Origin of the sequence: Bradyrhizobium sp. DN3 (assembly GCF_041357655.1) — a bacterium.
In the GTDB taxonomy this organism is placed as follows: domain Bacteria; phylum Pseudomonadota; class Alphaproteobacteria; order Rhizobiales; family Xanthobacteraceae; genus Bradyrhizobium.
The window spans coordinates 31,260-57,017 of the sequence record NZ_JAULLN010000027.1; the positions used below are offsets into that span (position 1 = coordinate 31,260).

A 25,758-nucleotide genomic window follows, 5' to 3' on the forward strand; every position below is an offset into this window, starting at 1 on the left:
TTCTGGATTGCTTCGCTTCGCTCGCAATGGCGGGGAGTGAGCGAGCGCTACCCCGTCAGTCCGCGCTGCTCGGCGAGCTCCTTCAGCGACACCTGGGGCCGCGCGCCGATGTGCTGGATCACTTCGGCGGCGGCAAGCGCGCCGAGCTCGCCGCACTGCTTGTACGCGAAGTTGCGCGCGAGGCCATACAGGAAGCCAGCGGCGAAGAGGTCGCCGGCGCCGGTGGTGTCGATGACCTTGTCGACCGGGAATGCCGGCGCGGCGACGGCGTCTTCCACTGAGACCACCATGCAGCCCTTCTCGCTACGGGTGACGACGCCGAGATTGACGTCGTTGCGCAGCTGCTTCAGCGCGGTGTCGAAGTCCGAGGTCATGTAGAGCGAATGCAGCTCAGCCTCGTTGGCGAACACGATGTCGACGGTGCCGTTGCGCATCAAGGACAGGAACTCGTCGCGATAGCGGTCGACGCAGAAGGAATCCGACAACGTCAGCGCCACCTTGCGCTTGGCATCATGGGCGATCTTGGCCGCCTTGACGAAGGCGTCCTTGGCGTTCTTGGGGTCCCAGAGATAGCCTTCGAGGTAGACGATGCCGGCGCCGGCGACCTCGACCGGATCGATGTCGGCGGGCGACAGATCCTGCGCCGCGCCGAGATAGGTGTTCATGGTGCGCTCGCCGTCGCCCGTGATCAGGATGTAGGAGCAGCCGGTGGCGGGGCCGTCCGTTGCGGCGGGCGTGTTGAAGGCGACGCCGGCAGCGCGGATGTCGTGGACATAGAGCTTGCCGATCTGGTCGTCCTTGACCTTGCCGACATAGGCGGCGCGGGCCCCTAAGCTGCCGATGCCGACGATGGTGTTGGCGGCCGAGCCGCCCGAGACTTCCGTCGCAGGGCCCATGTCCTTGTAGATGGCGGCCGCCCGTGCCTCGTCGATCAGGGACATGCTGCCCTTGGTCATGCCATGCTTGGCCAAAAAGGCCTCGTCGGTCCTGACCAACACGTCGAACAGCGCGTTGCCAATGCCGAGAACGTCATATTTCACGTCAGCCATTCACCTTGATCCTGTTTGGCGGATTGCGATCCCCGCGGAAATCCGCTTCCTGTCGGCTTGAAATCTGGCTCGCGGCCTATCACGACCGGACCCGCGCGGGCAAGCAACGGTATTATAAAGGGCCGATGATCCGCTCCTTCCTGACCGTCTCGACGGGTACGTTGGCCTCGCGGCTACTGGGCTTTGCCCGCGATTCCCTGATCGCGGCGCTGCTCGGCACCGGCGCCGTAGCGGATGCGTTCCTGGCGGCATTTCAGCTCGTCAACGTCGTGCGCCGGCTGCTCAGCGAGGGAGCGCTGAATGCGGCGCTGATCCCGGCCTGGCTGCGTATCCGCGACCGCGATGGCGAGGCGGCTGCGGCGGCATTCGCCGGACGCGTGCTCGGCACGGTCAGCGCGGCCCTGGTCGCGAGCTCGATCGGCATTGCGCTTCTGATGCCGCTGATCATCACGGTGATCGCGCCGGGCTTTCTCGGCAGCCGCACGCTCGATCTCGCCGTGCAGAACGCGCGGCTGATGCTGCCTTATCTCGCCTTCGCCGGCCCCGTCACCGTGCTGATGGGACTGCTCAACGCACAAGGGCGCTTTGCGCTGACGGCGTTCTCGCCGCTGCTGTTCAACATCGCGCTGATCGCCGCGATCGCGGTGCTGTTGCTGGGGCATGCCGATGCGGTTCTCGCTGCGTGGATGCTGGCCGCCACCGTCGGCGTCGCAGGCCTGCTGCAATTGCTGATGCTGCTATCGCAGCGAAGCGCGCGCCTCGCGACGCCGTTGCGCGTGAGTTTTGACAAGGAGATGCGGGCCTTTTTTGCCAAGGCCATTCCCGGCATGATCGCAAGCTCGGGCCCGCAATGGTTAATGGTCGCCGGCGCGATCATCGCCTCGGCGACACCCTCGGCGGTGTCCTGGCTCTATTTTGCCAACCGCCTGATCGAGCTGCCGCTCGGCATCGTCGGCGTCGCCATGGGCACGGTGCTGGTGCCGGAGCTGACGCGTGCGGTCGGTAGCGGCGACCGCGTCGCGGTGGCGCATGCCGAATCGCGCGCGCTGGAGCTGGCGACCGGGCTTGCGCTGCCGGCCACGCTCGGCCTGATCGTGCTGGCCGATCCGATCGTACGGCTGCTGTTCGAGCACGGTGCGTTCAGCGTCGAGGACAGCGCGGCTACCGCGCACGCACTGATGTGGCTGGCGCTGGGCCTGCCGGCGCACGTGCTGATCAAGGCGCTGTCGCCGGCCTTCTACGCCCGCAGCGACACGATGACGCCGTTGCTCGCGACCGCCAAAGGTTTCGTGGTGACGGTCGTGCTCGCAGTTCTGCTCGGTCATGCTTTTGGCGCGAGCGGGATCGCGGCGAGCATCGCGGCCGGCGCCTGGAGCAGCGCGCTCTCGCTGCTTCGGAAAGGCACGACCGAAGTCGGCTTCTCGGTCGACGCAGCGGCCCGCACGCGATTGCCGCGAATCGTGCTGGCCGCGATCGCCATGGGCGCCCTGCTCTGGCTGACCGCCGGTCTCGTGCCTGCCGAGACCCATGGCTTGATCAAATTCGTCGCACTGGGTGTGCAGATCGCGGCCGGGATCGCCGTCTACGGCCTGCTCCTGCAAATCCTCGGTGCAGCCTCCTGGCGCGAGGCGGTTAACGCGTTGAAACGGCCGGCCTAAACCGCGAGCCCATCGAATTGCCCTTGACGGGGCTGCGCCGCTGTTGGAAACGACGGCCGTATCTTCCAGGAAAGCTGACCATGCCATTCGTTGAACGAGTCTTTTCGGGCGTCCAGCCGACGGGCAATCTGCATCTCGGCAACTACCTCGGCGCGATCGTCAACTTCGTGAAGATGCAGGAAACGCACAACTGCATCTATTGCGTCGTCGACATGCACGCGATCACGCAAGGCGTCGATGTCTGGGGCGGGCCGGCCGAGCTCACGCGCAACACCCGCGAGGTCACCGCGGCGTTCATCGCTGCCGGCATCGATCCGAAGAAGCACATCGTGTTCAACCAGAGCCAGGTCTCGGGCCATGCCGAACTCGCCTGGATCTTCAACTGCGTCGCGCGCATGGGCTGGCTCGGCCGCATGACCCAGTTCAAGGAGAAGGCCGGCAAGGACCGCGAGAACGCCTCGGTCGGGCTGTTCGACTATCCCGTGCTGATGGCGGCGGACATCCTGCTGTACCGCGCCACCCACGTGCCGGTCGGCGAGGATCAGAAGCAGCACCTCGAGCTCTCGCGTGACATCGCGCAGAAGTTCAACAACGATTTCGGCGATTCCATTCGCGCCCAGGGACACAATGACGGCCTGTTCTTCCCGCTGCCGGAACCTTTGATCACCGGTCCGGCGACGCGCGTGATGAGCTTGCGTGACGGCACCAAGAAGATGTCGAAGTCGGATGCGTCGGACAATTCGCGCATCAATTTGACCGACGATGCCGATACCATCGCGCAGAAGATCCGCAAGGCGAAGACCGATCCGGAGCCGCTGCCGAGCGAAGAGAAGGGCCTGGAAGCGCGTCCCGAAGCCGACAACCTCGTCGGCATCTTCGCCGCGCTCTCCGGCCGCTCCAAAGCCGACGTGCTCAGGGATTTCGGCGGCGGCCAGTTCTCCAGCTTCAAGAACGCGCTGGCCGAGCTGTGCGTCACCAAGCTCGCGCCGATCGCCGGCGAGATGAAGCGCCTCGTCGCCGACCCCGGCCATATCGACGCGATCCTGAACGAGGGCTCCGACCGGGCCCGCACTATCGCCGACGAGACCATGAAGCTGTCGAAGGACATTGTCGGCTTCATCCACCGGCGCTGAAGATCGCATCTGAGAAACCGGCCTGCGCCACGGCGCTGGCCGATGTCCCCTCTCCCAAACGTTCCGGGAGTGTGGCAGCATGCCGGCCGTGCACACGCCGGGACATGCATGACCAGCAAGCGCCTTTGCTTCGAGCCGGGTCACAAGCCCAAATGCCTCGTCATCGTCGACGACACCGCCGAATGGGATCGCGCGGTGTATTACGCCAGCCGCTGGGCGATCCGCGCCGGCGGCGGCGTGGTGATGCTGCGCATCATCGAGCCCGAACAGCAGACGCAGGAATGGCTTGGTGTCGCGGACATCATGCGCGCCGAGGCGCAGGAAGCGGCGGAAGCCGCGCTCGACCGCGCCGCCGGCCGCGCCAACGGCATCGCCGCGATCACGCCGGAGCGCGTGATCCGGGAAGGCGCCGCGATGGAACAACTGCTCGCGGTGATCGACGAGGATCCTGATATCGCCATGCTGGTGCTGGCCGCGAGCCCTGGTGCGGAGGGACCGGGGCCATTGGTCTCGCTGCTCGCGCATGCGCTCGGCACGTTTCCGGTTCCAGTGACGATCATCTCCGGCGCGCTGAGCGACCAAAGCGTGGATTCGCTGTCTTAGCTTCTCGCCTCTCCCCGCCTGCGGGGAGAGGCCGGAATTCAAGCGCCGCTTGAATTCCGGGTGAGGGGGAGCCGCCGCGCGTCCAACTCTCACCGTCCTCGTGGAGACTCCCCCTCACCCCAACCCTCTCCCCGCAAGCGGGGAGAGGGAGAAGAGGCGTCCTAACCCGCTGATATAACGACGAAACAGCTCCCTCGCCCCCTTGATCGTGCGTTCCCCGTCGCCATCTGCTACTGGATAGAGCACGCGCCGGCCTTGAACCGGCGACGTCTGGAGAAAACCATGTTCATTCAAACCGAAGCCACCCCCAATCCCGCCACGCTGAAGTTCATTCCCGGCCGCGTCGTGATCGACGGCAGCCCGGTGGAGTTTTCGAGCCGCGAGGCCGCAGGCCGCTCGCCGCTCGCCGAAAAGCTGTTCGACGTGCCCGGCATCACCGGCGTGTTCTACGGATCGGACTTCATCACTGTGACCAAGGCGAGCGGTGAGTGGCAGCAGCTCAAGCCCGCGATTCTCGGCGCGATCATGGAGCACTATATGTCCGGCGCGCCGCTGCTCGCCGACGGCACGGCCACCAGCGATACCGAACTCGACGACCACGATGAGTTCTTCGACGAGGCCGATGCCGAGACGGTCGACATGATCAAGGACCTGATCGAGACCCGGGTGCGGCCGGCGGTCGCCAATGACGGCGGCGACATCACCTTCCGCGGCTTCAAGGACGGCGTCGTCTATCTCAACATGAAGGGCGCCTGCTCGGGCTGCCCGTCATCGACTGCGACGCTCCAGCACGGCATCCAGAACCTGCTCAGGCATTTCGTGCCCGACGTGGTCGAAGTCCGGCCGATGTGAATTGCACGGTCTGCGCACCGATTTCCCTCCGTCATGCCCGGGCTTGTCCCGGGCATCCACGTTTTTGGGGCCGCAAAGTCGTGGACGGCCGGGTCAAGCCCGGCCATGACGGCGAGAACCTTAGGCATCGTCCAATTGCCAATGCTATGATCACGTCATGCTGATCCTCGCCATCGATACTGCGCTCGACGCTTGCTCCGCGGCCGTGCTCGACACCGAAACGGCCGAGCTGCGCGCGCAGGAATCGCTGCCGATGAAGCGTGGGCATGCCGAAGCCTTGATGCCGCTGATCGCGCGGGTGATGCAATCGGCGGAGCTCAGCTTCACCGCGCTCGACCGCATCGCGGTCACCGTCGGTCCCGGAAGCTTCACCGGTCTGCGCGTCGGTATTTCGGCGGCGCGCGGCCTTGCGCTCGCGGCGAAACGGCCGGCCGTCGGCCTGACCACCTTGTCCGCCTATGCTGCCGCCATCGTCGGCCAGAGCCGATCGGCGCCCGTGATGTCCGCGATCGACGCGCGGCACGACCACGTCTATTTCCAGATCGTCGCCGGCGACGGCAGCCAGCTGGTGCGACCGAAGGTCGCCAGCATCGACGAGGCGATCGCGGCTTCGCAATTCGGCGCGCCGCATCTGGTCGGCAATGCCGCAAACATCCTCGCCGAGCGCTGGCCGAAGGGTGCGCCGCAACCCATTGCGGTCGACGCACAGCCCGCGCCCGATATCGGCTGGGTCGCCTGGCTCGGCGCCGCGGCCAATCCCGACACGACCCCGGCGCGGCCGTTCTATCTGCGCGCGCCCGATGCCAAGCCGGCCGCGCAGCCACAGCTCGCAGCACAAGCTGCAAGCTCATGATGGGATGGTTGTCGCAATGGTGGCGCGGCAGCACTGCCGCCGTCGAGCCCGCGTCTGCGCGCGACGCCGCGCGGCTGGCGCAGCTTCACGGCGCCTCCTTCGCGCGCGGCTGGGGCGAAGGCGAGTTCGAGAGTATGCTCGGTGAGCGCAACACGCTGGTGCATCGCTTGCGCCTCGGTCGCAAGACGATCGGGTTTGCGGTGTCGCGGATCGGCGCGGACGAAGCGGAAATCCTCTCGATCGCAGTCGATCAGGCCTATCGCGGCCGCGGCCTCTCCCGCACGCTGCTGATGACCCATCTCGGCCACCTCGCCGGGCGCGGCGTGCGCATAATATTTCTCGAAGTCGAGGAAAATAACCAGCCGGCGCGCCGCCTCTACGATCGGGCCGGATTCATGGTGGTCGGGCGCCGCGAACGCTACTATAAGCAGCCGAACGGGGAACAATTGAACGCCCTTCTGATGCGACGTGACTTGTCGTAACATTGATGGCAGAAAGCGCCCGTCAGGCAGACAATCCTATGACCGCACTGAAACCTACTTCCGCATCCAAGGCATCCGGCATCGAGGCGCGTTGTGCCGCCACCGGCATGCGCATGACCGAGCAGCGCCGCGTCATCGCCCGCGTGCTCGCGGAGGCGGTCGATCATCCCGATGTCGAGGAACTGTACCGGCGCTGCGTCGCCGTCGACGACAAGATCTCGATCTCGACGGTCTACCGAACGGTGAAGCTGTTCGAGGATGCCGGCATCATCGAACGCCACGATTTCCGCGAGGGCCGCGCGCGCTACGAGCAGATGCGCGACAGCCATCATGACCACCTCATCAATCTGCGCGACGGCAAGGTGATCGAGTTCACCTCCGAAGAGATCGAGAAGCTCCAGGCCGAAATCGCCCGTAAGCTCGGCTACAAGCTGGTCGATCACCGCCTCGAGCTCTATTGCGTCCCGCTCGACGACGACAAGCCGACGAGTTAGTGCGTTTGCGGATTCTGCGCGTCGGCGACGGCCCTTCACCTCTCCCCATCGGGGAGAGGTCGATTTGCTCCCGGCGATGCAAAGCATCGTCCAGAGCAAATCGGGTGAGGGGGCTCAGGTCCCACGAGAGTCCACAACCCCTCACCCGGCGCTTCGCGCCGACCTCTCCCTATGGGAGAGGTGGCGGCACCACCCGCGCGGCACCAGAGTGCCTCCACCAAGTCAGGCGCTGAATGCCCATCGACCTCATCATCTTCGACTGCGACGGCGTGCTCGTGGACAGCGAGGTGATCTCCTGTCGCGCGCATGCCGATGTGCTGACGAGGCACGGCTATCCGATCACATCGGATCAGGTGTTCGAACGTTTTCTCGGCCGCTCGACGCGGCAGGCGAATCTCGAGATCGAATCCGAGCTCGGCCGCAAGCTGCCCGAGGCCTATCACGGCGATCTGCAGGACGAGCTGTTCCGTTCGTTCGAGGCCGACCTCGAAGCAATCCGCGGCATCCATGATGTTCTCGATGTCGTCACCCAACGCGTCTGCGTCGCCTCGAGCGGCTCGCATCAGCGCATGCGCGTGAGCTTGGGAAGCACGGGCCTCTACGAGCGCCTCGCGCCAAATATCTTCTCGGCCTCGCAGGTGAAAAACGGCAAGCCGGCGCCGGACCTGTTCCTGTTCGCGGCCAACGAAATGGGCGTGCCGCCCGAGCGCTGCGTCGTGGTCGAGGACAGCCTGGCCGGCATTGCCGGCGCGCGGGCGGCCGGGATGCCCGTGTTCGGCTTTTACGGGGGCAGCCATTGCCGCGACGGCTATGCCGAAACCCTGCGCCAGGCCGGCGCCGACCTGCTCTTTGCCGACATGCATCAGCTGCCGGAGTTGGTCCGGCGGGTCGAGGCGGACGCCTTGGCGGGCTGATTTTCGCCCTCTCACCGTCATTCCGGGACACGCCCGACGCGGGTGACCACGGAATCTCGCGCCAAAACCTCTGGATTCCGGGTTTGCGACTGCGTCGCGCCCCGGAATGACGACCCAAATGGCCCCATTCGCTGGATTTTCGCGCCTCCAGCCTATATCTGAGGGCCGTCCTCCAGCTCCATTTTCGGGTTCCATGACGCCGCCGCGCAAGCTGCACATCAAATCATATGGCTGCCAGATGAACGTCTACGATGCCCAGCGCATGGTGGACACGCTGGCTCCGGAAGGATTCGTGGAGACGGCCAGCGCTGAGGACGCCGACCTCGTCATCCTCAACACCTGCCATATCCGCGAGAAGGCCTCGGAAAAGGTCTATTCCGAGCTCGGCCGGCTGCGCGTTGCCAAGGACGAGGCCGCGCGCGCGGGCCGCGCGATGCAGATCGCGGTCGCGGGCTGCGTGGCACAGGCCGAGGGCGAGGAGATCGTGCGCCGCGCGCCTGTCGTCGACGTCGTGGTCGGACCGCAGAGCTATCATCATCTGCCCGAGCTGTTGAAACGCGCCGGCGAGGAGGGCCGCGCGATCGAGACCGAATTTCCGGCCGAGGACAAGTTCGGCTTCCTGGCCCAGCCCAGGCCCGATGCGATTCGCGCGCGCGGCATTTCCGCTTTCGTCACGGTGCAGGAAGGCTGCGACAAGTTCTGCACCTTCTGCGTCGTGCCGTATACCCGCGGCGCCGAGGTGTCGCGTCCCGTGGCAAAGATCGTGGACGACGTGAAGCGGCTCACTGAGAACGGCGTGCGCGAGCTCACGCTGATCGGCCAGAACGTCAACGCCTATCACGGCGAGGGGCCGGACGGAAAAAGCTGGCCGCTCGGCCGGTTGCTCGAGCATCTGGCGCAAATCCCGGGCATCGCGCGGCTGCGCTATTCGACCAGCCATCCCCGCGATGTCGATGACAGTTTGATTGCGGCCCATCGCGATCTCGGTGCCCTGATGCCGTTCGTGCATCTGCCGGTGCAGTCGGGCTCGGACCGGATTCTGGCCGCCATGAACCGGAAACATACCGCCGATGATTACCGGCGGGTCATCGACCGTTTCCGCACCGCACGCCAAGACATTGCTTTTTCATCAGATTTTATCGTCGGCTTCCCCGGCGAGAGTGAGCAGGATTTTCTGGCCACCCTCGCGCTTGTCACGCAAATCGGCTACGCTGCGGCTTATTCGTTCAAATATTCCGCCCGGCCGGGAACGCCGGCCGCGGACATGCAGGAGACGGTGTCCCCCGCCGAGATGGACCAGCGATTGGAGCGGCTCCAGGAACTGATCGACAGCCAGCAATCGGCCTTCAACAAGGCTGCGATTGGCTCAACGATCGACGTGCTGTTCGAGCGTCCGGCTCGCAAGGAAGGCCAGATCGTCGGCCGCACCGCTTACCTCCAGCCCGCGCATGTGATGGCCTCGCCCGACATCATCGGACAAATCCTGCCGGTCCGGATCGACAGCCTCGAGCGCTACAGCTTTCTCGGCGAGCTCGTGACGCCGCGCAACGCGCGCGAGCCCGCTTTATCGCAAGCCACTGGAGCCTGAACCCTTGCCAAAAAGCGCATCGGATTCGTCTTCGTTCGCTCCCAGCCGCAAATTTGACCGCGACATGCAAGTACCGCCCGAGACCCAGGTCGTCATCGATTTCGACGACAACCGTGCCGCTTCCGCGCTGGTCGGCCCGTACGGCCAGCATCTCGCGCAGATCGAGCGGCGGCTCGGCGTGATCGTCGACTCCAAGGGTAACCACATCACCATCGGCGGCACGCGCGACGGCTGCGACGCCGCACGCCGTGTGCTGGAGATGCTCTACGCGCAAGCCGTGAAGGGACAGGATCTCGACCAGGGCGAGGTCGAGGGCGCGATCCGCGCCGTGATCGCCCAGGGCTCGCTGTTCGAGTTCGATGCCAAATCGGCCAAATCGACCTTCGACAGCATCAATTTGCGCAAGCGCCCGGTGCGCGCGCGCACGGCCGCGCAGGATTCCTACATCCGCGCGCTGAAGCGCCACGAGCTGGTGTTCGGCATCGGCCCGGCCGGCACCGGCAAGACCTGGCTCGCGGTCGCGTATGCCGCGCAGCTGTTCGAGCGCAAGGAGGTCGACAAGATCATCCTGTCGCGTCCGGCGGTGGAAGCGGGCGAGCGGCTCGGCTTTTTGCCCGGCGATCTCCGCGAGAAGGTCGATCCGTATCTCCGCCCGATCTACGACGCGCTCTACGATCTCATGGACGCGCGCATCGTCGAGCGGGCGCTCCAGACCGGCGAGATCGAGATCGCGCCGCTCGCCTTCATGCGCGGCCGCACGCTCACCAACGCCGCCATCATCCTGGACGAGGCGCAGAACACCACGTCGATGCAGATGAAGATGTTCCTGACCCGCCTCGGCGAGAACAGCCGCATGATCGTCACAGGCGATCCCTCACAGATCGACCTGCCGAACGGCCAGACCTCGGGTCTGGCGGAAGCAACCCGGCTCCTGAACGGCGTCGAGGGGATTGCGCAAGTGCATTTCAAAGCCGAGGACGTGATCCGCCACGAGCTCGTGGCGCGGATCGTCGCCGCTTACGAAGGGTCGCCGCAGCGGCCGGCCACCGGTCAATCCTGACGAGGCAACAGCCGGACCAAGCGGGCGCGGACAGCGCGCCTTTTCGTCCCAGACAGCACAATGTCCCATCCCAACCTACCCATCACCGAGGTCCTCGTCGTCGCCGATTGCTGGCAGCGCGAGCCCGATTCCGAAACCGTGATCCAGCGCGCGGTTGCGGCCGCCGCGGAGAACGTCGACGAGGACGTCGCCGACGCCGAAGTGGCTGTGATGCTGACCGATGATGCCGGCATCCGCACCCTCAACGGCAACTGGCGCGGCATCGACAAGCCGACCAATGTGCTGTCGTTCCCTGCGCTCCAGCCCGAGGGCGAGTGGAAGCCGGGCGATGCACCGCGCATGCTCGGCGACATCGCGATCGCCTACGAGACCATGCGGCGCGAGGCGGACGAGGAACACAAGCCGTTCGATCATCATTTGAGTCATCTCGCCGTGCACGGTTTCCTGCATCTGATCGGCTACGACCACGAGAACGACGACGACGCCGAGGAGATGGAGGCGCTGGAGACGCAGATCCTGGCGCATCTCGGCATTCCCGATCCCTATGCAGACCGCCCGGGGACGAATTGAGATGCCGGATTCCGATCCAATCCAGGACAACCCGCGCAACACGCGCAATTTGCCCGCCGTCGTGACCCAAGGCGAGGTGATGCGCCCGACCGCAGAAGGCTGGCTCTTGCGCGCCATCCGGACGCTGTTCGGCTGGAAGGCGGGATCGGTGCGCGACGACCTCCAGGTCGTGCTCGACGCGTCGACGCCTGACGACACCGGTTTCTCCGCGGTCGAGCGCACCATGCTGCGCAACATCCTCGGCCTGCACGAGCGCCGCATCGCCGACGTCATGGTCCATCGTGCCGACATCGTCGCGGTGAAGCGCGACATCCCACTCGGCGAATTGATGGACCGCTTCGAGAGTGCCGGCCATTCGCGGCTCGTCGTCTACAACGAGACGCTGGACGATCCCGTCGGCATCGTCCACATCCGCGACCTGCTCGCCTTCATGACCGCGCGTGCGCGCGTGTCGGAGGCCACCAAGACCAAGCGCAAGAAGCCGCTGCCGGCCGGGCTCGATTTGCGCGCCGTCGATCTCGCGCTGCCGCTTCACGAGGCGCGCATCATCCGCAAGCTGCTTTACGTACCGCCGTCGATGCGGGCGATCGACCTGCTCGCGCAGATGCAGGCCACGCGCATCCACCTCGCGCTGGTGGTCGACGAATATGGCGGCAGCGACGGGCTGGTCTCGCTCGAGGACATCGTCGAGCAGATTGTCGGCGAGATCGACGACGAGCACGACAGCGACGAGCCGCCCTCGATCGTGCGCCTGCCCGACAACGCCTTCATCGCCGACGCCCGCGCCAGCCTCGACGACGTCCGCTCGGTGATCGGCGAGGATTTCGTCACCGGCGAGGCCGGCGAGGAGGTGGAGACGCTGGGCGGCTATCTCGTCAGCTTCGTCGGGCGCCTGCCAGTGCGCGGCGAAGTGATCTCGGGCCCCGGCACTTACGAGGTCGAGGTGCTCGACGCCGATCCGCGTCGCGTCAAGCGGCTGCGCATCTCGACGCGGAAGGAGCGTCCCGCGCCCCGCACCCAGCGCGAGAGCCGCCGCCGCGAAGCTGCGCCGGAGAGCGGTCAATCGCCGGCCAGTGACACGCCGACCCCGCCGCCGAGCGACGGGGCCGGTCCGCAGTGAGCCCGCTCCAGCGACTTCGGCAGATTGCGCTTGCCATTATCCTCAGCTGGGGATGGAAGCGCGCCGTCATCGCCATGGCGGCCGGGGCGCTGTCGGTGCTGGCGCTGGCGCCATTCAACCTCTTCCCGGTGCTGTTCGTCACCTTCCCGGTGCTGGTCTGGCTGATCGACGGCGCCGGCGGCGGACGATATGGCGGCGTTCCGGCCGCGGCGCTGACCGGCTACTGGTTCGGGCTCGGCTATTTCGTGCCCGGCCTCTACTGGATCGGCTACGCCTTCTTCGTCGAGGCCGACGTGTTCGCCTGGCTGACACCGTTCGCCGTGCTGGGCCTGCCGGCCTATCTCTCGATCTTCACGGCAATCGGCTTTGCGCTGGCGCGCCTGCTCTGGACCAAGAACGCCACGCGCGTGCTGGCGCTCGCAGCAAGCCTCACCATCAGCGAATGGCTACGCGGCCACGCGCTGACCGGCTTTCCCTGGAACGCGTTCGGCTACGCGCTGTCCGAGCCGCTGCCGCTGGCGCAGACGGCATCGCTGATCGGCCTGTGGGGCATGACGTTCCTGACGGTCGCGATCTTCGCGAGCCCTGCGGCGCTGTTCGATCGCGCGCCCGATCGCCGCCTGCAATGGCGCGCGCCGGCCGCCGCAATTGCGCTTCTGGTCGTCATGGGCATCTTCGGCGCGATCCGCCTGTCGCTGCATCCGACCACGATGGTCGCGGGCGCCAAGCTGCGCCTGATGCAGCCGAACCTCCAGCAGGACGCGAAATTCAACTACGCCGCCAAGGCGGAGGTGATGAAGAAATATTTGGCGCTGTCCGACCGCGCCTCCGGCCCGCAATCGACCGGCGTGCGCGATGCCACCATCCTGATCTGGCCGGAATCCGCCTTCCCGTTCTTCCTGACTCGCGAAGCCGACGCGATGGCTGAGATCGCCGACCTTCTGCCGAAGGGCACGGTGCTGATCACGGGTTCGGTCCGCGCGCCCGACCTGCCGCGGGGCACGCCGATCACGCGTGCCTATAACTCGATCTACGTGATCGATCACGACGGCAGCGTGCTCGCTGTGTACGACAAGCTGCATTTGGTGCCGTTCGGCGAATTTCTTCCCTACCAGGGGCTGATGGAGAAGCTCGGTTTCGAGCAGCTGACGCGCGTACGCGGCGGCTTCATTCCCGGCACCGTGCGCCATGCGCTGCCGGTCGCCAGCGCGCCGCCCGCGCTGCCGCTGATCTGTTACGAAGCCATCTTTCCCGGCGAGGTGGGCGGACGCAGCGAACGTCCGGGCTGGATCGTGAACCTCACCAATGACGGCTGGTTCGGCATCTCGACAGGTCCCTATCAGCATCTGGAGCAGGCGCGGATGCGCGCGATCGAGCTCGGCTTGCCGCTGGTCCGCTCCGCCAATACAGGCATCTCCGCAGTGATCGATCCGGTGGGGCGCACCATCGCCAGTCTCGGCCTCGGAATCGAAGGCATTTTGGATGCAGGTCTGCCCGCCGCGATCCCGCCGACGATCTATGCGCGGGTGGGCGACGTGCCCGCAGCCATGCTCGTCGCGCTCGCCGTGATTGTGGCGGTCCGCCGACGTGTCGCCAAACGGCACCTCTGATCGCCTCGCTGCGGACTTAGCCGGAATCCTTTGACAACCGTAGTCCCACGGTTGACAGACTGCACGCGGGCTCCCCATTCTGCACCAGCTGCAAAAGACAGCGGTGCGTTGCTAAATTTCTCCGCAATGTTTCCCAATAAGAGGGTCTGATTTGACGGTGCTGACACCCGAGGCACGCTTGATGATTGCGCCGAGGGTGATGTTTGGAGGGCTGAGGAAATGTCGAAAGCGCCCAACCCTGTTGACAAATATGTCGGCAGTCGCGTGCGTATGCGCCGCATCATGTTGGGCATGAGCCAGGAAAAGCTCGGTGAAGCTTTGGGCCTGACTTTCCAGCAGATCCAGAAATACGAGAAGGGCACCAACCGGGTCGGCGCGAGCCGCATCCAGCAGATCGCCGAGATTCTCCAGGTGCCGGTGTCGTTCCTGTTCGAGGGCGGGCCGAGCGGTGTGCCGGGCCCGGAAGGCTTCAGCGAAGGCGCCTCGCCCTCTTACGTCTCGGATTTCCTCGCGACATCGGAGGGACTCGCCTTGACCAAGGCGTTCACCCGAATCACCGATTCCAAGATGCGCCGCTCCATCGTCGATCTCGTCGAGCAGATCGCCGCCCGCGAAGGCCCCGACAAGCGCTGACGCGTCTTCGCAATGGCGATTTGAGACTGCGCCAAATCTGGCCTATGTCGTCATTTGCGGCCGCGCCCTCGATGCGCGTCCTTTCCGATGATGCGATTCAAAGGCATAGATGCGTTCATGGCCAGCTCCAATTGGTTCGATTCCCAAACCATTCTCGATGGCATCCGGCGCTGGGTTGAGATCGAGACGCCGACGGAAGCACCTGAACAGGTCAACAAGCTGATCTCCGTGGTCGCGGAGCAATACCGCGATCTGCCTGTGACGCTCGAGCGCGTCGCCGGCGTCGGCGGCTGCGGCGATCATCTCGTGGCGCGCTCGACCTGGGGCCAGGACGAGCCGGGCATCCTGGTGCTGAGCCACCTCGATACCGTTCATCCCATGGGCTTCATCGAGCGCCTGCCGTTCAAGATCGAAGGCGACAGTGCGTTCGGTCCGGGCATCTACGACATGAAAGGCGGCGCCTACATCGCCCATCACGCCTTTGGTGCCCTCTGCGCCACCGGCGATCGTTCGCCGCTCGGCATCACCCACATGTTCACCTCCGACGAGGAGATCGGCAGCCCGACCTCGCGTGCGCTGATCGAGCAGGAAGGGCGCAAGGCCAAATACGTGCTAGTGACGGAGCCGGCGCGCGACGGCGGCAGGATCGTCACGGGGCGCAAGGGCGTCGGACGCTTCCGAGTCTTCATCAAGGGCGTCCCCGCTCATGCCGGCACGCGACCCGGGGACGGCCGAAGTGCCGTCCGCGAGCTCGCCAACGTGATCCTGGCGCTGGAGGGAATGAACGACCTGAAGCGCGGAGTCACCGTCAATGTCGGCGTGGTGCGCGGCGGCACGCGCCCCAATGTGACGCCGGAAGAGGCCTATGCCGAAGTCGATCTGCGCGTGCTGAGCCTCAACGACGCCGACGAGTTCGTCGGCAAGATCCTCGCGCTCACGTCGAAGACCGACGGCGTCACCGTTGAGATCACCGGCGAGCTCAATCGTCCGCCTTACGAGAAGAGCAATGCAGGCGCCGCGCTCTACGAGCATGCGAAGACGCTTGCCGCCGAGATCGGCTTCGAGCTGATCGACACCCACACCGGCGGCGGCTCGGACGGCAATTTCACCGCTGCGCACACTGCGACGCTCGACGGGCTCGGCGTCGACGGCAAGGGCGCGCACACCCATTATGAGCAGCTCTATGTCTCGTCGCTCGCGCCGCGCGCGCGGCTGCTCCATCGCCTGTATCAGACGCTGCGATGAGCGAACGCAAATCAGATTCCGAGCGCGATGACAGCGAGCGCGCCTTCTTCGGGCGCCGCAAGGGCCACAAGCTCAGGCAGCACCAGGCCGGGCTGATCGATCATCTGCTGCCGCATCTTGCGCTCGACATAGCGGGTGACGCGCCGGCGAATGCCGGCGAGATCTTCGACCCCGCGGCGAGCGAGGTCCGGCTCGAGATCGGTTTCGGCGGCGGCGAGCATCTCGCGGCGGAGGCGCAAAACTTTCCCGCGACCGGCTTCATCGGCTGCGAGCCCTATGTCAACGGCATGGCAAAGATCCTCGCGCAGATCGAGGCGGCCAATATCGGCAACATCCGCCTGTTCGCGGGCGATGCCGCCGAGCTCTTGGCCTGGCTTCCGCAAGCCTCATTGTCGCGGATCGACCTGATCCATCCCGACCCCTGGCCGAAACGGCGGCACTGGAAGCGGCGCTTCGTGCAGGACAGGACCATTGCCGCAATGGCGCGCGTGCTGAAGCCTGGCGGCGAATTCCGCTTCGTCTGCGACATCGACGATTACTGCGCCTGGACGCTGTCGCATCTTGCGCGCTCTCCGGACTTCAAATGGCTTGCCGAACGCGCCGACGATTTCCGGCAGCCCTGGGCGGACTACACCATGACGCGCTACGGCCGGAAAGCCGCGCGCGAAGGGCGCAAGGCGGCATATCTGCGGTTTCAGCGAGTGTAGATACTTCGCGCGGCCCGTCCGCAGTCGTCATGCCCGGGCGTGTCCCGGGCATCCACGGACTTCCTTTCTTCGGTCGCGAAGAACGTGGATGGCCGGGACAAGCCCGGCCATGACGGCAAAGCTGGATGCCTTGATTTTAGATCGTCTGCCGGTTGCGCCAGAAATTCACGACGCGTTCGGCGGTCGTCGGCATCAGGCGCGTGAAATTCATGCGCGCGGTCTCGACGTCGGCATCGGCCGGGGTGCGGTGCGGGCCGTACCAGAGCAGGATGAGCGCGCGCACCGTGGGCCAGCCGAGATTGAGCACGCGCCCCAGGATCAAAATCGGATCGCAGCGATCACCGGCGATCAGGCGGTCGAGCATCGAAAGGCGGACACCGGACATCGCCGAGAGCGAGGCGATCGATTCCTCGTATTTGTGCGCCTTGGCGAAACCGAGCAGCGCGCTCTCGCCGAGATGGCCATCACGATGCAGGGTCAGCACCGTGCGCTGTGCCGCCGAAAAATCGCGGCGCGGCCCCGGCGGCAGCGCCGCCTCCTCGATGGCCGCCATCGTGCGCTTGATCTCGATCTGGCGCGCGGGATTGACCACGCTGGAGAGGCGACGGCGGATGACGTCGAGCGTGCCGTCGAGAAGCTCCTTCAAGTGCTCGCCCGAGAGATCGTTGCGCTGACCGATCTTGAGCGTCAGCACGCCGTCCTGCGCGGCGCGCTTGATCAGCTCGGAATAGCTGCCGGGCGAGAACACCGCACCGGCATTGCCCGCGGCGCGACGCACCACGTCGCGATCACCGCGCTCGACCAGCACGTCGGTGACGACAGCCGGCAAGATGGGGCGCTCTGTCATCGCCAGCAAATGACCCTGCCCCTTCAACCGCGCGATCTCGACCAGGGCGGCCTCGTCGAGCACGGGCGAGCGGCGCAGCACGGGGCCCGCGACCATAATCTCGTTTTCGCGCGCGAGCTGGTTCACCAGATGCGGCGGCGCGTTGCCGACGCGCGAGAAGCGCTCGGCAAGATCGATGCGCGAGGCGAGCTCGGCATGCGGGACGAGATCAATCAGGAGATTGTCGAACAGATCGATCAGTTCGGGGCCGAGTTTTTCGGCATCCCGGAAAAACAATGCAGAGATGGCCCGCGCGATCTCGCCGCGACGCCGCGGATCGCCGCGTTTGACGATATCGTCCAGTCCAGGAATCAGCGACGTGGCAACGGTCATGAAACGCAACTCGGGATCTGGCACGCCGTGGGCGCGCCGTAGCTCAAGCCGCCCCACAATCGGAGAATCTAGGCCTGCTTGATGAAGGAAGCGTTGCGCGGCGGGCGGTCCGAAGGGCGCAAAAAGCCTCGTCCTCCCTGCAATGGGCCTTGTCCGAGAGGGTAGAAAAGGCTATATCAGCGCCAATTCATCTTCTCATACGATCCGCGTAGTGAGAGTGGGCCCGAAAGGACCCGCTCTTTTTTATTACCTAAACGCGGCTTGGCGGAAGATGCGGCCCGACGCGTTGTCGGGAGAGTTCCGAAGCGGGCTTTGAAATTAACCGAGCCTTAACCATCGAGCGCCTGACCCCTGTCATGACCGAACCGAACTCTGGTTCCACGGATGCCGAATTGCTGGCCGAGCCGCGGCTCGTGGTCGAGCCGGGCGTCGCGGCCCGGGTGTCCGCGGTTGCAGCTCCCGTGCTCCAGGGCATGGGCTATCGCCTGGTGCGGATCCGCATTTCCGGAGAGGCCGGCTGCACCGTGCAGATCATGGCCGAGCGGCCGGACGGCTCCATGCAGATCGAGGATTGCGAGGCGATCTCGCGGGCGCTGTCGCCTGTGCTCGACGTCGCCGACCCCATCGATCGCGCCTATCGGCTGGAAATCTCCTCGCCGGGGATCGACCGTCCCCTGGTGCGACGCTCCGATTTCGAGCGGTATGCCGGACATCTGGTGAAGATCGAGATGGCGGTCGCCCATGAGGGGCGCAAGCGGTTCCGCGGCACGCTCGGCGCTGTCGAAGGCGATCGCGTGCATCTGCATCGCGACGACGTCAAGGCGGGTGATGATCCCGACGTTCTCCTGACCATGGAGGATATCGGCGAGGCACGGCTGGTGCTGACCGACGAGCTGATCGCCGAATCGATGCGTCGCGGCAAGGCCGAGGCGCGCGAGATGCGCCGCAATCTTGGCCTCGAGCCGCCGCCGGCGCCGCACGCCAAGATCAGCGAGAAGACCACCAAGAACACCAAGCCGAAGAAAAAGCCGGCACCGACCAATACGAAGAAACACCGCCTTGCCGCCGAACGCGCGCGGCGCGGCGAGATCGAGCCTGACGAAGGAGACTAGCCATGGCAGTCAGCGCCAATCGACTTGAATTGCTCCAGATCGCGGACGCCGTTGCGCGCGAGAAATCGATCGACCGCGGCATCGTCATCGCCGCGATGGAGGACGCCATCGCCAAAGCGGCGCGGGCCCGTTACGGCAGCGAGACTGACGTTCACGCCGAGATCGACCCGAAGAAAGGCGAGCTGCGGCTATCGCGCCACATGCTGGTGGTCGAGAAGGTGGAAAACCATTCCAACCAGATCTCGCTGGTGGATGCGCAGCGCGCCAATCCCGGTGCTCAGGTCGGCGACACCATCGCCGACACGCTGCCGCCGCTGGAATATGGCCGCATTGCCGCGCAGTCGGCCAAGCAGGTGATCGTGCAGAAGGTGCGCGAGGCCGAGCGCGACCGGCAATATCAGGAATTCAAGGACCGCATCGGCGACATCGTCAATGGCGTCGTCAAGCGCGTCGAATATGGCAGCGTGATCGTCGATCTCGGCCGTGGTGAAGCCATCATCCGCCGCGACGAGATGCTGCCGCGCGAAGTCTTCCGCAACGGCGACCGCGTCCGCGCCTACATCTTCGACGTCCGCCGCGAGACGAGAGGCCCGCAGATCTTCCTCTCCCGCACCCATCCGCAGTTCATGGCAAAGCTGTTCGCGCAGGAAGTGCCGGAGATCTATGACGGCATCGTCGAGATCAAAGCGGTCGCCCGCGATCCGGGCTCGCGCGCGAAAATCGGCGTGATTTCCCGCGATTCTTCGGTCGATCCGGTCGGCGCCTGCGTCGGCATGCGCGGCTCGCGCGTGCAGGCGGTGGTGAACGAATTGCAGGGCGAGAAGATCGACATCATTCCCTGGTCGCCTGACATCGCGACCTTCGTGGTCAACGCGCTGGCGCCGGCGGAAGTCTCCAAGGTCGTCATCGACGAAGATCGCGAGCGCATCGAGGTCGTCGTCCCCGATACCAACAACCAGCTTTCGCTCGCGATTGGCCGCCGCGGCCAGAACGTGCGGCTGGCCTCGCAGCTCACCGGCTGGGACATCGACATCCTGACCGAGCAGGAGGAATCGGAGCGCCGCCAGGCCGACTTCGAGAACTCCACCCGTGTTTTCATGGAATCGCTCAACGTCGACGAAGTGGTCGGCCAGTTGCTGGCGTCCGAAGGCTTCACCTCGGTCGAGGAACTCGCGATGGTGGACGTCAAGGAACTCGCCAGCATCGAGGGTTTTGACGAGGAGACCGCGCAGGAGCTCCAGAACCGCGCCCGCGAATATCTCGAGCAGCTGGAAGCCGAGCTCGAGGCCAAGCGCAAGGAACTCGGCGTCGAGGACGCGCTCAAGGACGTGCCCGGCGTGACCTCGAAAATGCTGGTGAAGTTCGGCGAGAATGACATCAAGACCGTCGACGACCTCGCCGGCTGCGCCACCGACGATCTGGTCGGCTGGACCGAGCGCAAGGAAGGCGGCGAGCCGACCAAGCACGCTGGTGCGCTCGACGGCATCGACATCTCCCGTGACGATGCCGAAGCCATGATCATGCAGGCCCGCGTCAAGGCCGGCTGGATCACCGAGGCCGATCTTGCCAAGCCCGAAGAGGCCGAGGCGACCGAAGATCAGCCGGCTTAAGGCGTGTTCAGCAAAAGTGGAGACCGGTTTTGCGTAAAGAACACGCGACTTAGAAGGCGAAGGAGGATGTCGACCGGATGCTCGCCAGCACTGACAGCGAACTCGACCATGGGCCGCGGACCGAAAAGTCCGCGACCATGCGGATGTGCGCGGTCAGCCGCGAGGTCCGGCCGATCGACGAGCTGATCCGCTTCGTCGTATCGCCGCAAGGCGACATAGTTCCCGATCTCAAGCGCAAGCTGCCCGGACGCGGCATGTGGATCACCGCCTCACGGCAGGTGGTTGCGGAAGCCGTGCGGCGTCACCAATTTAGCAAGGCCTTCAAGCGCGAGCTGCGCACCCCTCAGACGCTTCCCGCCGACATCGAGACGCTCCTGGTTCGGAGCGTGACGGAAGCCCTTGGGATCGCCGCCAAGGCTGGCCAGGTCGTGGCCGGCTTCGGCAAGGTCGAGAGCGCCCTTCGGGAAGGCACGGTCGAGGTCCTGATCCACGCCAGCGACGGGGCCGCGGACGGAATCCGCAAATTGGACATGCTGGCGCGTCAAAATGCCGGAAATCGCGGCGCCAAGCCGCAGATTCCCGTCGTCACCGCGCTGAAATCGATAGAATTGGATTTGGCACTGACCCGGTCAAATGTGATACATGCTGCGCTGCTCGCGGGCCCGGCGAGCAGGTCATTCCTGTCACGTAGCCAGATGCTGGTCCGATACCGGATGGCGGACGATGACAAGACTGCCGAAAAGCACGGCCAGGATTTCTGAGAGACAACGACGAACCGATACGACGGTGCGGCAACGCACAACGACAACAGATCAGGATTAGGACTGCTGAATGGTTGATACCAAGACCCCTGGCGACAAGAAGCTGAGCGTTCCGAGCAAGACGCTATCGCTCAAGCCGCGCGTCGAAACGGGCACCGTGCGCCAGAGCTTCAGCCACGGCCGGAGCAAGCAGGTTGTGGTCGAGAAGCGCGGCAAGCGCCGCATTGGCGACGGCCCCGAGCCGCATGCGCCCGAGGTAACGGCGAAGCCGGCACCGGCCGCGCCCGCGCCGTCGCGCCCGGCGCCACCGCCCGCCTCGCCGCGCAACGCCGGTTCCGGCGTGGTGCTGCGTACCCTGACCGAGGACGAACGTTCCGCCCGTGCCAGCGCGCTGGCCGATGCCAAGCTGCGCGAGGTCGAGGAGCGCCGCCAGGCCGAGGAAGAGGCCCAGCGCCGCGCGGTCCGCGAGGCCGCCGAACGCGCCGAGCGCGAAGCCGCCGAGGCCCGCCGCAAGGCCGAGGACGAGCGTCATCGCCACGAGGACGAAGCCAAGCGGAAGGCCGAGACCGAGGCCAAGAAGCGTTTTGGCGAAGGCGAGCAGCCTTCTGCCGCACGGCCCGCAACGGCAGCTCCGTCCGCTCCTGCGCCGCGGCCCGGCGCCCCCGCGGCCCGGCCCGGCACCCCCACGACGGCACGTCCGGGAACAACGACGGCGCGGCCTGCAACGACGACCGCGCAGCGTCCGGGTGGACCGGCTGGCCGCGGCCCCGCAGTTGCGGCCGAGCCCGATGAGGAAGAGGCTCCGCGCCAGATCCGTCGCGGTCCCGGCGGCGCCATGCGTCCCGCGGCAGCCCCCAAGACCACACACAAGCCCGGCCCGCAGAAGGAACGCGGCCGCCTCACCGTCGTCACCGCGCTCAACGCCGATGACGTGCGCGAGCGCTCGATCGCCTCGTTCCGCCGCCGCACCCAGCGCCTCAAGGGCCATGCCTCGAACGAGCCCAAGGAAAAGCTCGTCCGCGAGGTGACGATCCCGGAAGCGATCACCATCCAGGAACTCGCCAACCGCATGTCCGAGCGCGCGGTCGACGTCATCCGCATGCTGATGAAGCAGGGCGCGATGCACAAGATCACCGACGTGATCGACGCCGACACCGCGCAGCTGATCGCCGAAGAGCTCGGCCACACCGTCAAGCGCGTCGCCGCCTCGGACGTCGAAGAAGGCCTGTTCGACCAGGTCGACGATTCCACCGACACCGAGACGCGGTCGCCAGTCGTGACCGTCATGGGTCACGTCGACCACGGCAAGACTTCGCTGCTCGACGCGCTGCGCCATGCCAACGTGGTCTCCGGCGAAGCCGGCGGCATCACCCAGCATATCGGCGCCTATCAGGTGCTGTCGCCCGAGAGCGGCAAGAAGATCACCTTCATCGACACGCCCGGCCACGCCGCGTTCACCGCGATGCGTGCCCGCGGCGCCAAGGTCACCGACATCGTCGTGCTGGTGGTCGCGGCCGATGACGGCGTGATGCCGCAGACGGTCGAGGCCATCAATCACGCCAAGGCGGCAGGCGTGCCGATCATCGTTGCCATCAACAAGATCGACAAGCCCGACGCCAAGCCCGAGCGCGTCCGCACCGAGCTGCTCCAGCACGAGGTGCAGGTCGAATCCTTCGGCGGCGAAGTCGTCGACGTCGAAGTGTCCGCCAAGAACAAGACCAATCTCGACAAGCTGCTCGAGATGATCGCGCTGCAGGCCGAAATCCTCGACTTGAAGACCAATTCGGAGCGTCCGGCCGAAGGCACCGTGATCGAGGCCAAGCTCGATCGCGGCCGTGGTCCGGTCGCGACCGTGCTGGTCCAGCGCGGCACGCTCCGTGTCGGTGACATCATCGTCGCCGGCGCCGAGATGGGCCGCGTCCGCGCGCTGATCTCCGATCAGGGCGAGACGGTGCAGGAGGCCGGTCCCTCGGTGCCGGTCGAGGTGCTCGGCTTCAACGGTCCGCCGGAGGCCGGCGATCGTCTCGCCGTGGTCGAGAACGAAGCCCGCGCCCGCCAGGTCACCAGCTACCGCGCGCACCAGAAGCGCGAGAACGCGGCGGCCTCGATCTCCGGCATGCGTGGCTCGCTCGAGCAGATGATGTCGCAATTGAAGACGGCGGGCCGCAAGGAATTCCCGCTGATCGTCAAGGCCGACGTGCAGGGCTCGCTGGAAGCGATCCTCGGCTCGCTGGAGAAGCTCGGCACCGACGAAGTCGCCGCCCGCATCCTGCATGCCGGCGTCGGCGGCATCTCGGAATCCGACGTGACGCTCGCGGAAGGCTTCAACGCCGCGATCATCGGCTTCTCGGTCCGTGCCAACAAGGAGGCCGCCGCGGCCGCCAAGCGCAACGGCATCGAGATCCGCTACTACAACATCATCTACGACCTCGTGGACGACGTGAAGAAGGCGATGAGCGGCCTGCTCGCGCCGACCTTGCGCGAAACCATGCTGGGCAATGCCGAGATCCTGGAGATCTTCAACATCTCCAAGGTCGGCAAGGTCGCCGGCTGCCGCGTCACTGACGGCACCGTGGAACGCGGCGCCAATGTGCGCCTGATCCGCGACAACGTCGTCGTGCACGAAGGCAAGCTGTCGACGCTCAAGCGCTTCAAGGACGAAGTGAAGGAAGTCCAGTCCGGCCAGGAATGCGGCATGGCCTTCGAGAACTATCACGACATGCGTGCCGGTGACGTCATCGAGTGTTATCGCGTGGAGACGATCCAGCGCTCCCTGTAAGTCCAAATCTTACCGAAGCGTTCGGATCTTTTTGAACTGAAATTGCGGGAGTGCGATGGCCGGATTTTTCCGGCCATCCACCTCTCTTCGTTTCAACAGGACAAATGACAATGCCCGTGTCCCAAACACGGGCATGACGAGGTGATTTTCGAGAATGCCCCGCCACCATCAAAAGAAGAGTTCGCCAGCCGGAGGCTCGCAACGTCAGTTGCGCGTCGGCGAGCAGGTTCGCCATGCGATGGCCGAGATTCTGGCGCAAGGCAACGTGCATGATGCGGATCTCGAAGGTCACATCATCACCGTGCCGGAGGTGCGGATGTCGCCGGACCTGAAGCTCGCGACAATCTACGTGATGCCGCTCGGTGGCCGCGACACCGAGATCGTCATCGCTGCGCTCGAGCGCAACAAGAAATTCCTGCGCGGCGAAGTCGCGCGGCGCGTTAACCTGAAATTTGCACCTGACATTCGCTTCCGCGTCGACGAACGATTCGACGAGGCGGAACGGATCGAGAAGCTTTTGCGAACACCTGCGGTGCAGAAGGACTTGGAACAGGATCCGGATTCGGATCGGGAAGAAGAACGATGACGATGGACCCGGCTCACGACACGATCAGCGGCGAACAGGCCGATCAACGCGACGTGCAGACAAATAATTTTGCGGATCTGGGCAGCAATTCTCAATCGTACCAGGAGCAGCGCCGCGTCAACAACGACCCGCGCGCCAAGCAGCAGCAGAAGGGCAACCAGCCGCGCCGCGACCGGCGCGACGTCCACGGCTGGGTCGTGCTCGACAAGCCGATCGGCATGACCTCGACCCAGGCCGTCGCCGTGCTCAAGCGCCTGTTCAACGCCAAGCGCGCGGGACATGCCGGCACGCTCGACCCGCTCGCCTCGGGCGGCCTGCCGATCGCACTCGGGGAGGCCACCAAGACCGTTCCCTTCGTGATGGACGGCCGCAAGCGCTACCAGTTCACCGTATGCTGGGGCGAGGAACGCGACACCGACGATATCGAGGGTCGGGTCACCGCGACCTCCGACCAGCGCCCGACCCGGGAGGCCATCCTGGCCCTGTTGCCCCGCTTCACCGGGGTGATCGAGCAGATCCCGCCGCGCTATTCCGCGATCAAGGTCCAGGGCGAGCGCGCCTATGACCTCGCCCGCGACGGCGAGGTCGTGGAGCTGGCGCCCCGCCCCGTCGAGATTCACCATTTAACCCTTGTGGATCAACCGGATAACGACCGGGCCGTGTTCGAGGCCGAGTGCGGCAAGGGCACCTATGTCCGGGCGCTGGCCCGCGATATGGGCCGGATTCTCGGCACTTATGGCCATATCTGCGCGCTGCGGCGGACCCTGGTCGGCCCATTTGGCGAAAACGACATGATTCCGCTGGATCAGCTGGAGGCTTTGTGCGATAGAGCCGCGTCCGGCGAGGGCAGCCTCGCCGACGCGCTTTTGCCCGTTGAGACCGCGCTGGACGACATCCCGGCACTGGCCGTCACTCGGGCTGATGCGGCAAGGCTCCATCGGGGCCAGGCCGTTTTGTTGCGCGGACGGGATGCGCCCACTTGTAGCGGCACAGTCTATGTCACGGTGGCAGGCCGTCTTTTGGCGCTTGCCGAAGTTGGCAATGGCGAAATCATCCCCAAGCGTGTGTTCAACCTGACCGGCCTGACTGCCAACCCCGGTCGCAACGAGAGAAATTGACG

The 25,758-nt window shown here is 65.5% G+C and carries 24 protein-coding genes; 22 read left to right on the top strand and 2 right to left on the bottom strand.

Translation table 11 applies throughout. The features are described from left to right. Positions 1 to 47: 47 nt before the first annotated feature. Positions 48 to 1,049: an adenosine kinase gene (locus AAE027_RS31395; RefSeq protein WP_370989833.1), complete on the bottom strand. Its 1,002-nt coding sequence runs from the start codon at positions 1,047 to 1,049 to the stop codon at positions 48 to 50. Between the two features lie 125 nt (positions 1,050 to 1,174). On the opposite strand from AAE027_RS31395, the gene murJ reads away from it, so the two are divergent. From murJ to trmB, 16 genes are all read left to right on the top strand, one after another. Further along, positions 1,175 to 2,707, top strand: coding sequence for a murein biosynthesis integral membrane protein MurJ (murJ, locus tag AAE027_RS31400; RefSeq protein ID WP_370989832.1), 1,533 nt, complete (start codon positions 1,175 to 1,177; stop codon positions 2,705 to 2,707). Between the two features lie 80 nt (positions 2,708 to 2,787). Further along, positions 2,788 to 3,840 carry a tryptophan--tRNA ligase gene (gene trpS, locus AAE027_RS31405; protein WP_128946877.1) on the top strand — a complete coding sequence of 351 codons (1,053 nt, stop codon included), beginning with the start codon at positions 2,788 to 2,790 and terminating at the stop codon, positions 3,838 to 3,840. Between the two features lie 108 nt (positions 3,841 to 3,948). Continuing rightward, complete coding sequence (locus AAE027_RS31410) at positions 3,949 to 4,443, top strand: universal stress protein (protein ID WP_165405940.1); 495 nt, start codon at positions 3,949 to 3,951, stop codon at positions 4,441 to 4,443. Positions 4,444 to 4,725: 282 nt separating this feature from the next. Further along, positions 4,726 to 5,295 carry a NifU family protein gene (locus AAE027_RS31415; RefSeq protein WP_370989831.1) on the top strand — a complete coding sequence of 190 codons (570 nt, stop codon included), beginning with the start codon at positions 4,726 to 4,728 and terminating at the stop codon, positions 5,293 to 5,295. Between the two features lie 157 nt (positions 5,296 to 5,452). Continuing rightward, positions 5,453 to 6,148 (top strand): tRNA (adenosine(37)-N6)-threonylcarbamoyltransferase complex dimerization subunit type 1 TsaB, encoded by a 696-nt coding sequence (gene tsaB / locus AAE027_RS31420; RefSeq protein ID WP_370989830.1) that lies wholly within the window; start codon positions 5,453 to 5,455, stop codon positions 6,146 to 6,148. Next, on the top strand, positions 6,145 to 6,630 hold the full coding sequence (gene rimI / locus AAE027_RS31425; protein WP_370989829.1) for a ribosomal protein S18-alanine N-acetyltransferase: 486 nt from the start codon (positions 6,145 to 6,147) through the stop codon (positions 6,628 to 6,630). The genes tsaB and rimI overlap by 4 nt, the downstream gene beginning before the upstream one ends. Positions 6,631 to 6,668: 38 nt before the next feature. Then, on the top strand, positions 6,669 to 7,124 hold the full coding sequence (locus AAE027_RS31430; RefSeq protein ID WP_370989828.1) for a Fur family transcriptional regulator: 456 nt from the start codon (positions 6,669 to 6,671) through the stop codon (positions 7,122 to 7,124). Positions 7,125 to 7,357: 233 nt separating this feature from the next. Beyond that, entirely contained in the window at positions 7,358 to 8,038 is a 681-nt protein-coding gene (locus AAE027_RS31435) for an HAD family hydrolase (protein ID WP_370989827.1), read from the top strand. A gap of 193 nt (positions 8,039 to 8,231) precedes the next feature. Then, entirely contained in the window at positions 8,232 to 9,626 is a 1,395-nt protein-coding gene (gene miaB, locus AAE027_RS31440; RefSeq protein WP_370989826.1) for a tRNA (N6-isopentenyl adenosine(37)-C2)-methylthiotransferase MiaB, read from the top strand. Between the two features lie 64 nt (positions 9,627 to 9,690). Next, a complete protein-coding gene (locus AAE027_RS31445; protein ID WP_091882190.1) occupies positions 9,691 to 10,686 on the top strand; it encodes a PhoH family protein in 996 nt (331 codons plus the stop codon). A gap of 60 nt (positions 10,687 to 10,746) precedes the next feature. Continuing rightward, positions 10,747 to 11,256 (top strand): rRNA maturation RNase YbeY, encoded by a 510-nt coding sequence (gene ybeY / locus AAE027_RS31450; protein ID WP_091882194.1) that lies wholly within the window; start codon positions 10,747 to 10,749, stop codon positions 11,254 to 11,256. A gap of 1 nt (position 11,257) precedes the next feature. After that, positions 11,258 to 12,376, top strand: coding sequence for a hemolysin family protein (locus AAE027_RS31455; RefSeq protein ID WP_370989824.1), 1,119 nt, complete (start codon positions 11,258 to 11,260; stop codon positions 12,374 to 12,376). Next, a complete protein-coding gene (gene lnt / locus AAE027_RS31460; protein ID WP_370989823.1) occupies positions 12,373 to 13,986 on the top strand; it encodes an apolipoprotein N-acyltransferase in 1,614 nt (537 codons plus the stop codon). Before AAE027_RS31455 ends, lnt begins: the two co-directional genes overlap by 4 nt. Positions 13,987 to 14,205: 219 nt before the next feature. Next, a complete protein-coding gene (locus AAE027_RS31465; protein WP_024338547.1) occupies positions 14,206 to 14,619 on the top strand; it encodes a helix-turn-helix domain-containing protein in 414 nt (137 codons plus the stop codon). An 87-nt stretch (positions 14,620 to 14,706) separates the two neighbouring features. Further along, entirely contained in the window at positions 14,707 to 15,864 is a 1,158-nt protein-coding gene (locus tag AAE027_RS31470) for a M20 family metallopeptidase (RefSeq protein WP_370989822.1), read from the top strand. Beyond that, positions 15,861 to 16,571, top strand: a complete 711-nt coding sequence (gene trmB / locus AAE027_RS31475; protein ID WP_370989821.1) for a tRNA (guanosine(46)-N7)-methyltransferase TrmB — start codon at positions 15,861 to 15,863, stop codon at positions 16,569 to 16,571. Before AAE027_RS31470 ends, trmB begins: the two co-directional genes overlap by 4 nt. Positions 16,572 to 16,707: 136 nt before the next feature. Here trmB and AAE027_RS31480 read toward each other — a convergent pair whose 3' ends face one another. Further along, the gene (locus AAE027_RS31480) at positions 16,708 to 17,790 is read right to left on the bottom strand and encodes a DUF2336 domain-containing protein (protein WP_370989820.1); all 1,083 of its coding nucleotides are present in this window, start codon (positions 17,788 to 17,790) and stop codon (positions 16,708 to 16,710) included. Positions 17,791 to 18,146: 356 nt separating this feature from the next. Here AAE027_RS31480 and rimP point away from each other — a divergent pair, with 356 nt between their 5' ends. From rimP to truB, 6 genes are all read left to right on the top strand, one after another. Beyond that, entirely contained in the window at positions 18,147 to 18,902 is a 756-nt protein-coding gene (gene rimP / locus AAE027_RS31485; protein WP_130220068.1) for a ribosome maturation factor RimP, read from the top strand. Positions 18,903 to 18,904: 2 nt separating this feature from the next. Continuing rightward, a complete protein-coding gene (nusA, locus tag AAE027_RS31490; RefSeq protein WP_091882215.1) occupies positions 18,905 to 20,512 on the top strand; it encodes a transcription termination factor NusA in 1,608 nt (535 codons plus the stop codon). A gap of 77 nt (positions 20,513 to 20,589) precedes the next feature. Continuing rightward, complete coding sequence (locus tag AAE027_RS31495; RefSeq protein ID WP_370989819.1) at positions 20,590 to 21,273, top strand: RNA-binding protein; 684 nt, start codon at positions 20,590 to 20,592, stop codon at positions 21,271 to 21,273. A gap of 70 nt (positions 21,274 to 21,343) precedes the next feature. Then, a complete protein-coding gene (gene infB, locus AAE027_RS31500) occupies positions 21,344 to 24,052 on the top strand; it encodes a translation initiation factor IF-2 (protein WP_091882221.1) in 2,709 nt (902 codons plus the stop codon). Between the two features lie 154 nt (positions 24,053 to 24,206). Continuing rightward, entirely contained in the window at positions 24,207 to 24,638 is a 432-nt protein-coding gene (gene rbfA / locus AAE027_RS31505) for a 30S ribosome-binding factor RbfA (RefSeq protein WP_091882224.1), read from the top strand. Continuing rightward, positions 24,635 to 25,756 (top strand): tRNA pseudouridine(55) synthase TruB, encoded by a 1,122-nt coding sequence (truB, locus tag AAE027_RS31510; RefSeq protein ID WP_370989818.1) that lies wholly within the window; start codon positions 24,635 to 24,637, stop codon positions 25,754 to 25,756. Before rbfA ends, truB begins: the two co-directional genes overlap by 4 nt. The last annotated feature ends 2 nt before the right edge of the window (positions 25,757 to 25,758 follow it).

Coding starts and splice junctions, on each gene's coding strand:
- AAE027_RS31455 (WP_370989824.1), top strand. CDS start 11,258: ATGCCGGATTCCGATCCAATCCAGGACAACCCGCGCAACACGCGCAAT.
- murJ (WP_370989832.1), top strand. CDS start 1,175: ATGATCCGCTCCTTCCTGACCGTCTCGACGGGTACGTTGGCCTCGCGG.
- rimI (WP_370989829.1), top strand. CDS start 6,145: ATGATGGGATGGTTGTCGCAATGGTGGCGCGGCAGCACTGCCGCCGTC.
- AAE027_RS31465 (WP_024338547.1), top strand. CDS start 14,206: ATGTCGAAAGCGCCCAACCCTGTTGACAAATATGTCGGCAGTCGCGTG.
- infB (WP_091882221.1), top strand. CDS start 21,344: ATGGTTGATACCAAGACCCCTGGCGACAAGAAGCTGAGCGTTCCGAGC.
- AAE027_RS31480 (WP_370989820.1), bottom strand. CDS start 17,790: ATGACCGTTGCCACGTCGCTGATTCCTGGACTGGACGATATCGTCAAA.
- AAE027_RS31410 (WP_165405940.1), top strand. CDS start 3,949: ATGACCAGCAAGCGCCTTTGCTTCGAGCCGGGTCACAAGCCCAAATGC.
- nusA (WP_091882215.1), top strand. CDS start 18,905: ATGGCAGTCAGCGCCAATCGACTTGAATTGCTCCAGATCGCGGACGCC.
- AAE027_RS31445 (WP_091882190.1), top strand. CDS start 9,691: ATGCAAGTACCGCCCGAGACCCAGGTCGTCATCGATTTCGACGACAAC.
- trpS (WP_128946877.1), top strand. CDS start 2,788: ATGCCATTCGTTGAACGAGTCTTTTCGGGCGTCCAGCCGACGGGCAAT.
- AAE027_RS31495 (WP_370989819.1), top strand. CDS start 20,590: ATGCTCGCCAGCACTGACAGCGAACTCGACCATGGGCCGCGGACCGAA.
- rbfA (WP_091882224.1), top strand. CDS start 24,207: ATGCCCCGCCACCATCAAAAGAAGAGTTCGCCAGCCGGAGGCTCGCAA.
- AAE027_RS31415 (WP_370989831.1), top strand. CDS start 4,726: ATGTTCATTCAAACCGAAGCCACCCCCAATCCCGCCACGCTGAAGTTC.
- ybeY (WP_091882194.1), top strand. CDS start 10,747: ATGTCCCATCCCAACCTACCCATCACCGAGGTCCTCGTCGTCGCCGAT.
- miaB (WP_370989826.1), top strand. CDS start 8,232: ATGACGCCGCCGCGCAAGCTGCACATCAAATCATATGGCTGCCAGATG.
- AAE027_RS31430 (WP_370989828.1), top strand. CDS start 6,669: ATGACCGCACTGAAACCTACTTCCGCATCCAAGGCATCCGGCATCGAG.
- AAE027_RS31435 (WP_370989827.1), top strand. CDS start 7,358: ATGCCCATCGACCTCATCATCTTCGACTGCGACGGCGTGCTCGTGGAC.
- trmB (WP_370989821.1), top strand. CDS start 15,861: ATGAGCGAACGCAAATCAGATTCCGAGCGCGATGACAGCGAGCGCGCC.
- truB (WP_370989818.1), top strand. CDS start 24,635: ATGACGATGGACCCGGCTCACGACACGATCAGCGGCGAACAGGCCGAT.
- rimP (WP_130220068.1), top strand. CDS start 18,147: ATGACCGAACCGAACTCTGGTTCCACGGATGCCGAATTGCTGGCCGAG.
- AAE027_RS31470 (WP_370989822.1), top strand. CDS start 14,707: ATGATGCGATTCAAAGGCATAGATGCGTTCATGGCCAGCTCCAATTGG.
- AAE027_RS31395 (WP_370989833.1), bottom strand. CDS start 1,049: ATGGCTGACGTGAAATATGACGTTCTCGGCATTGGCAACGCGCTGTTC.
- tsaB (WP_370989830.1), top strand. CDS start 5,453: ATGCTGATCCTCGCCATCGATACTGCGCTCGACGCTTGCTCCGCGGCC.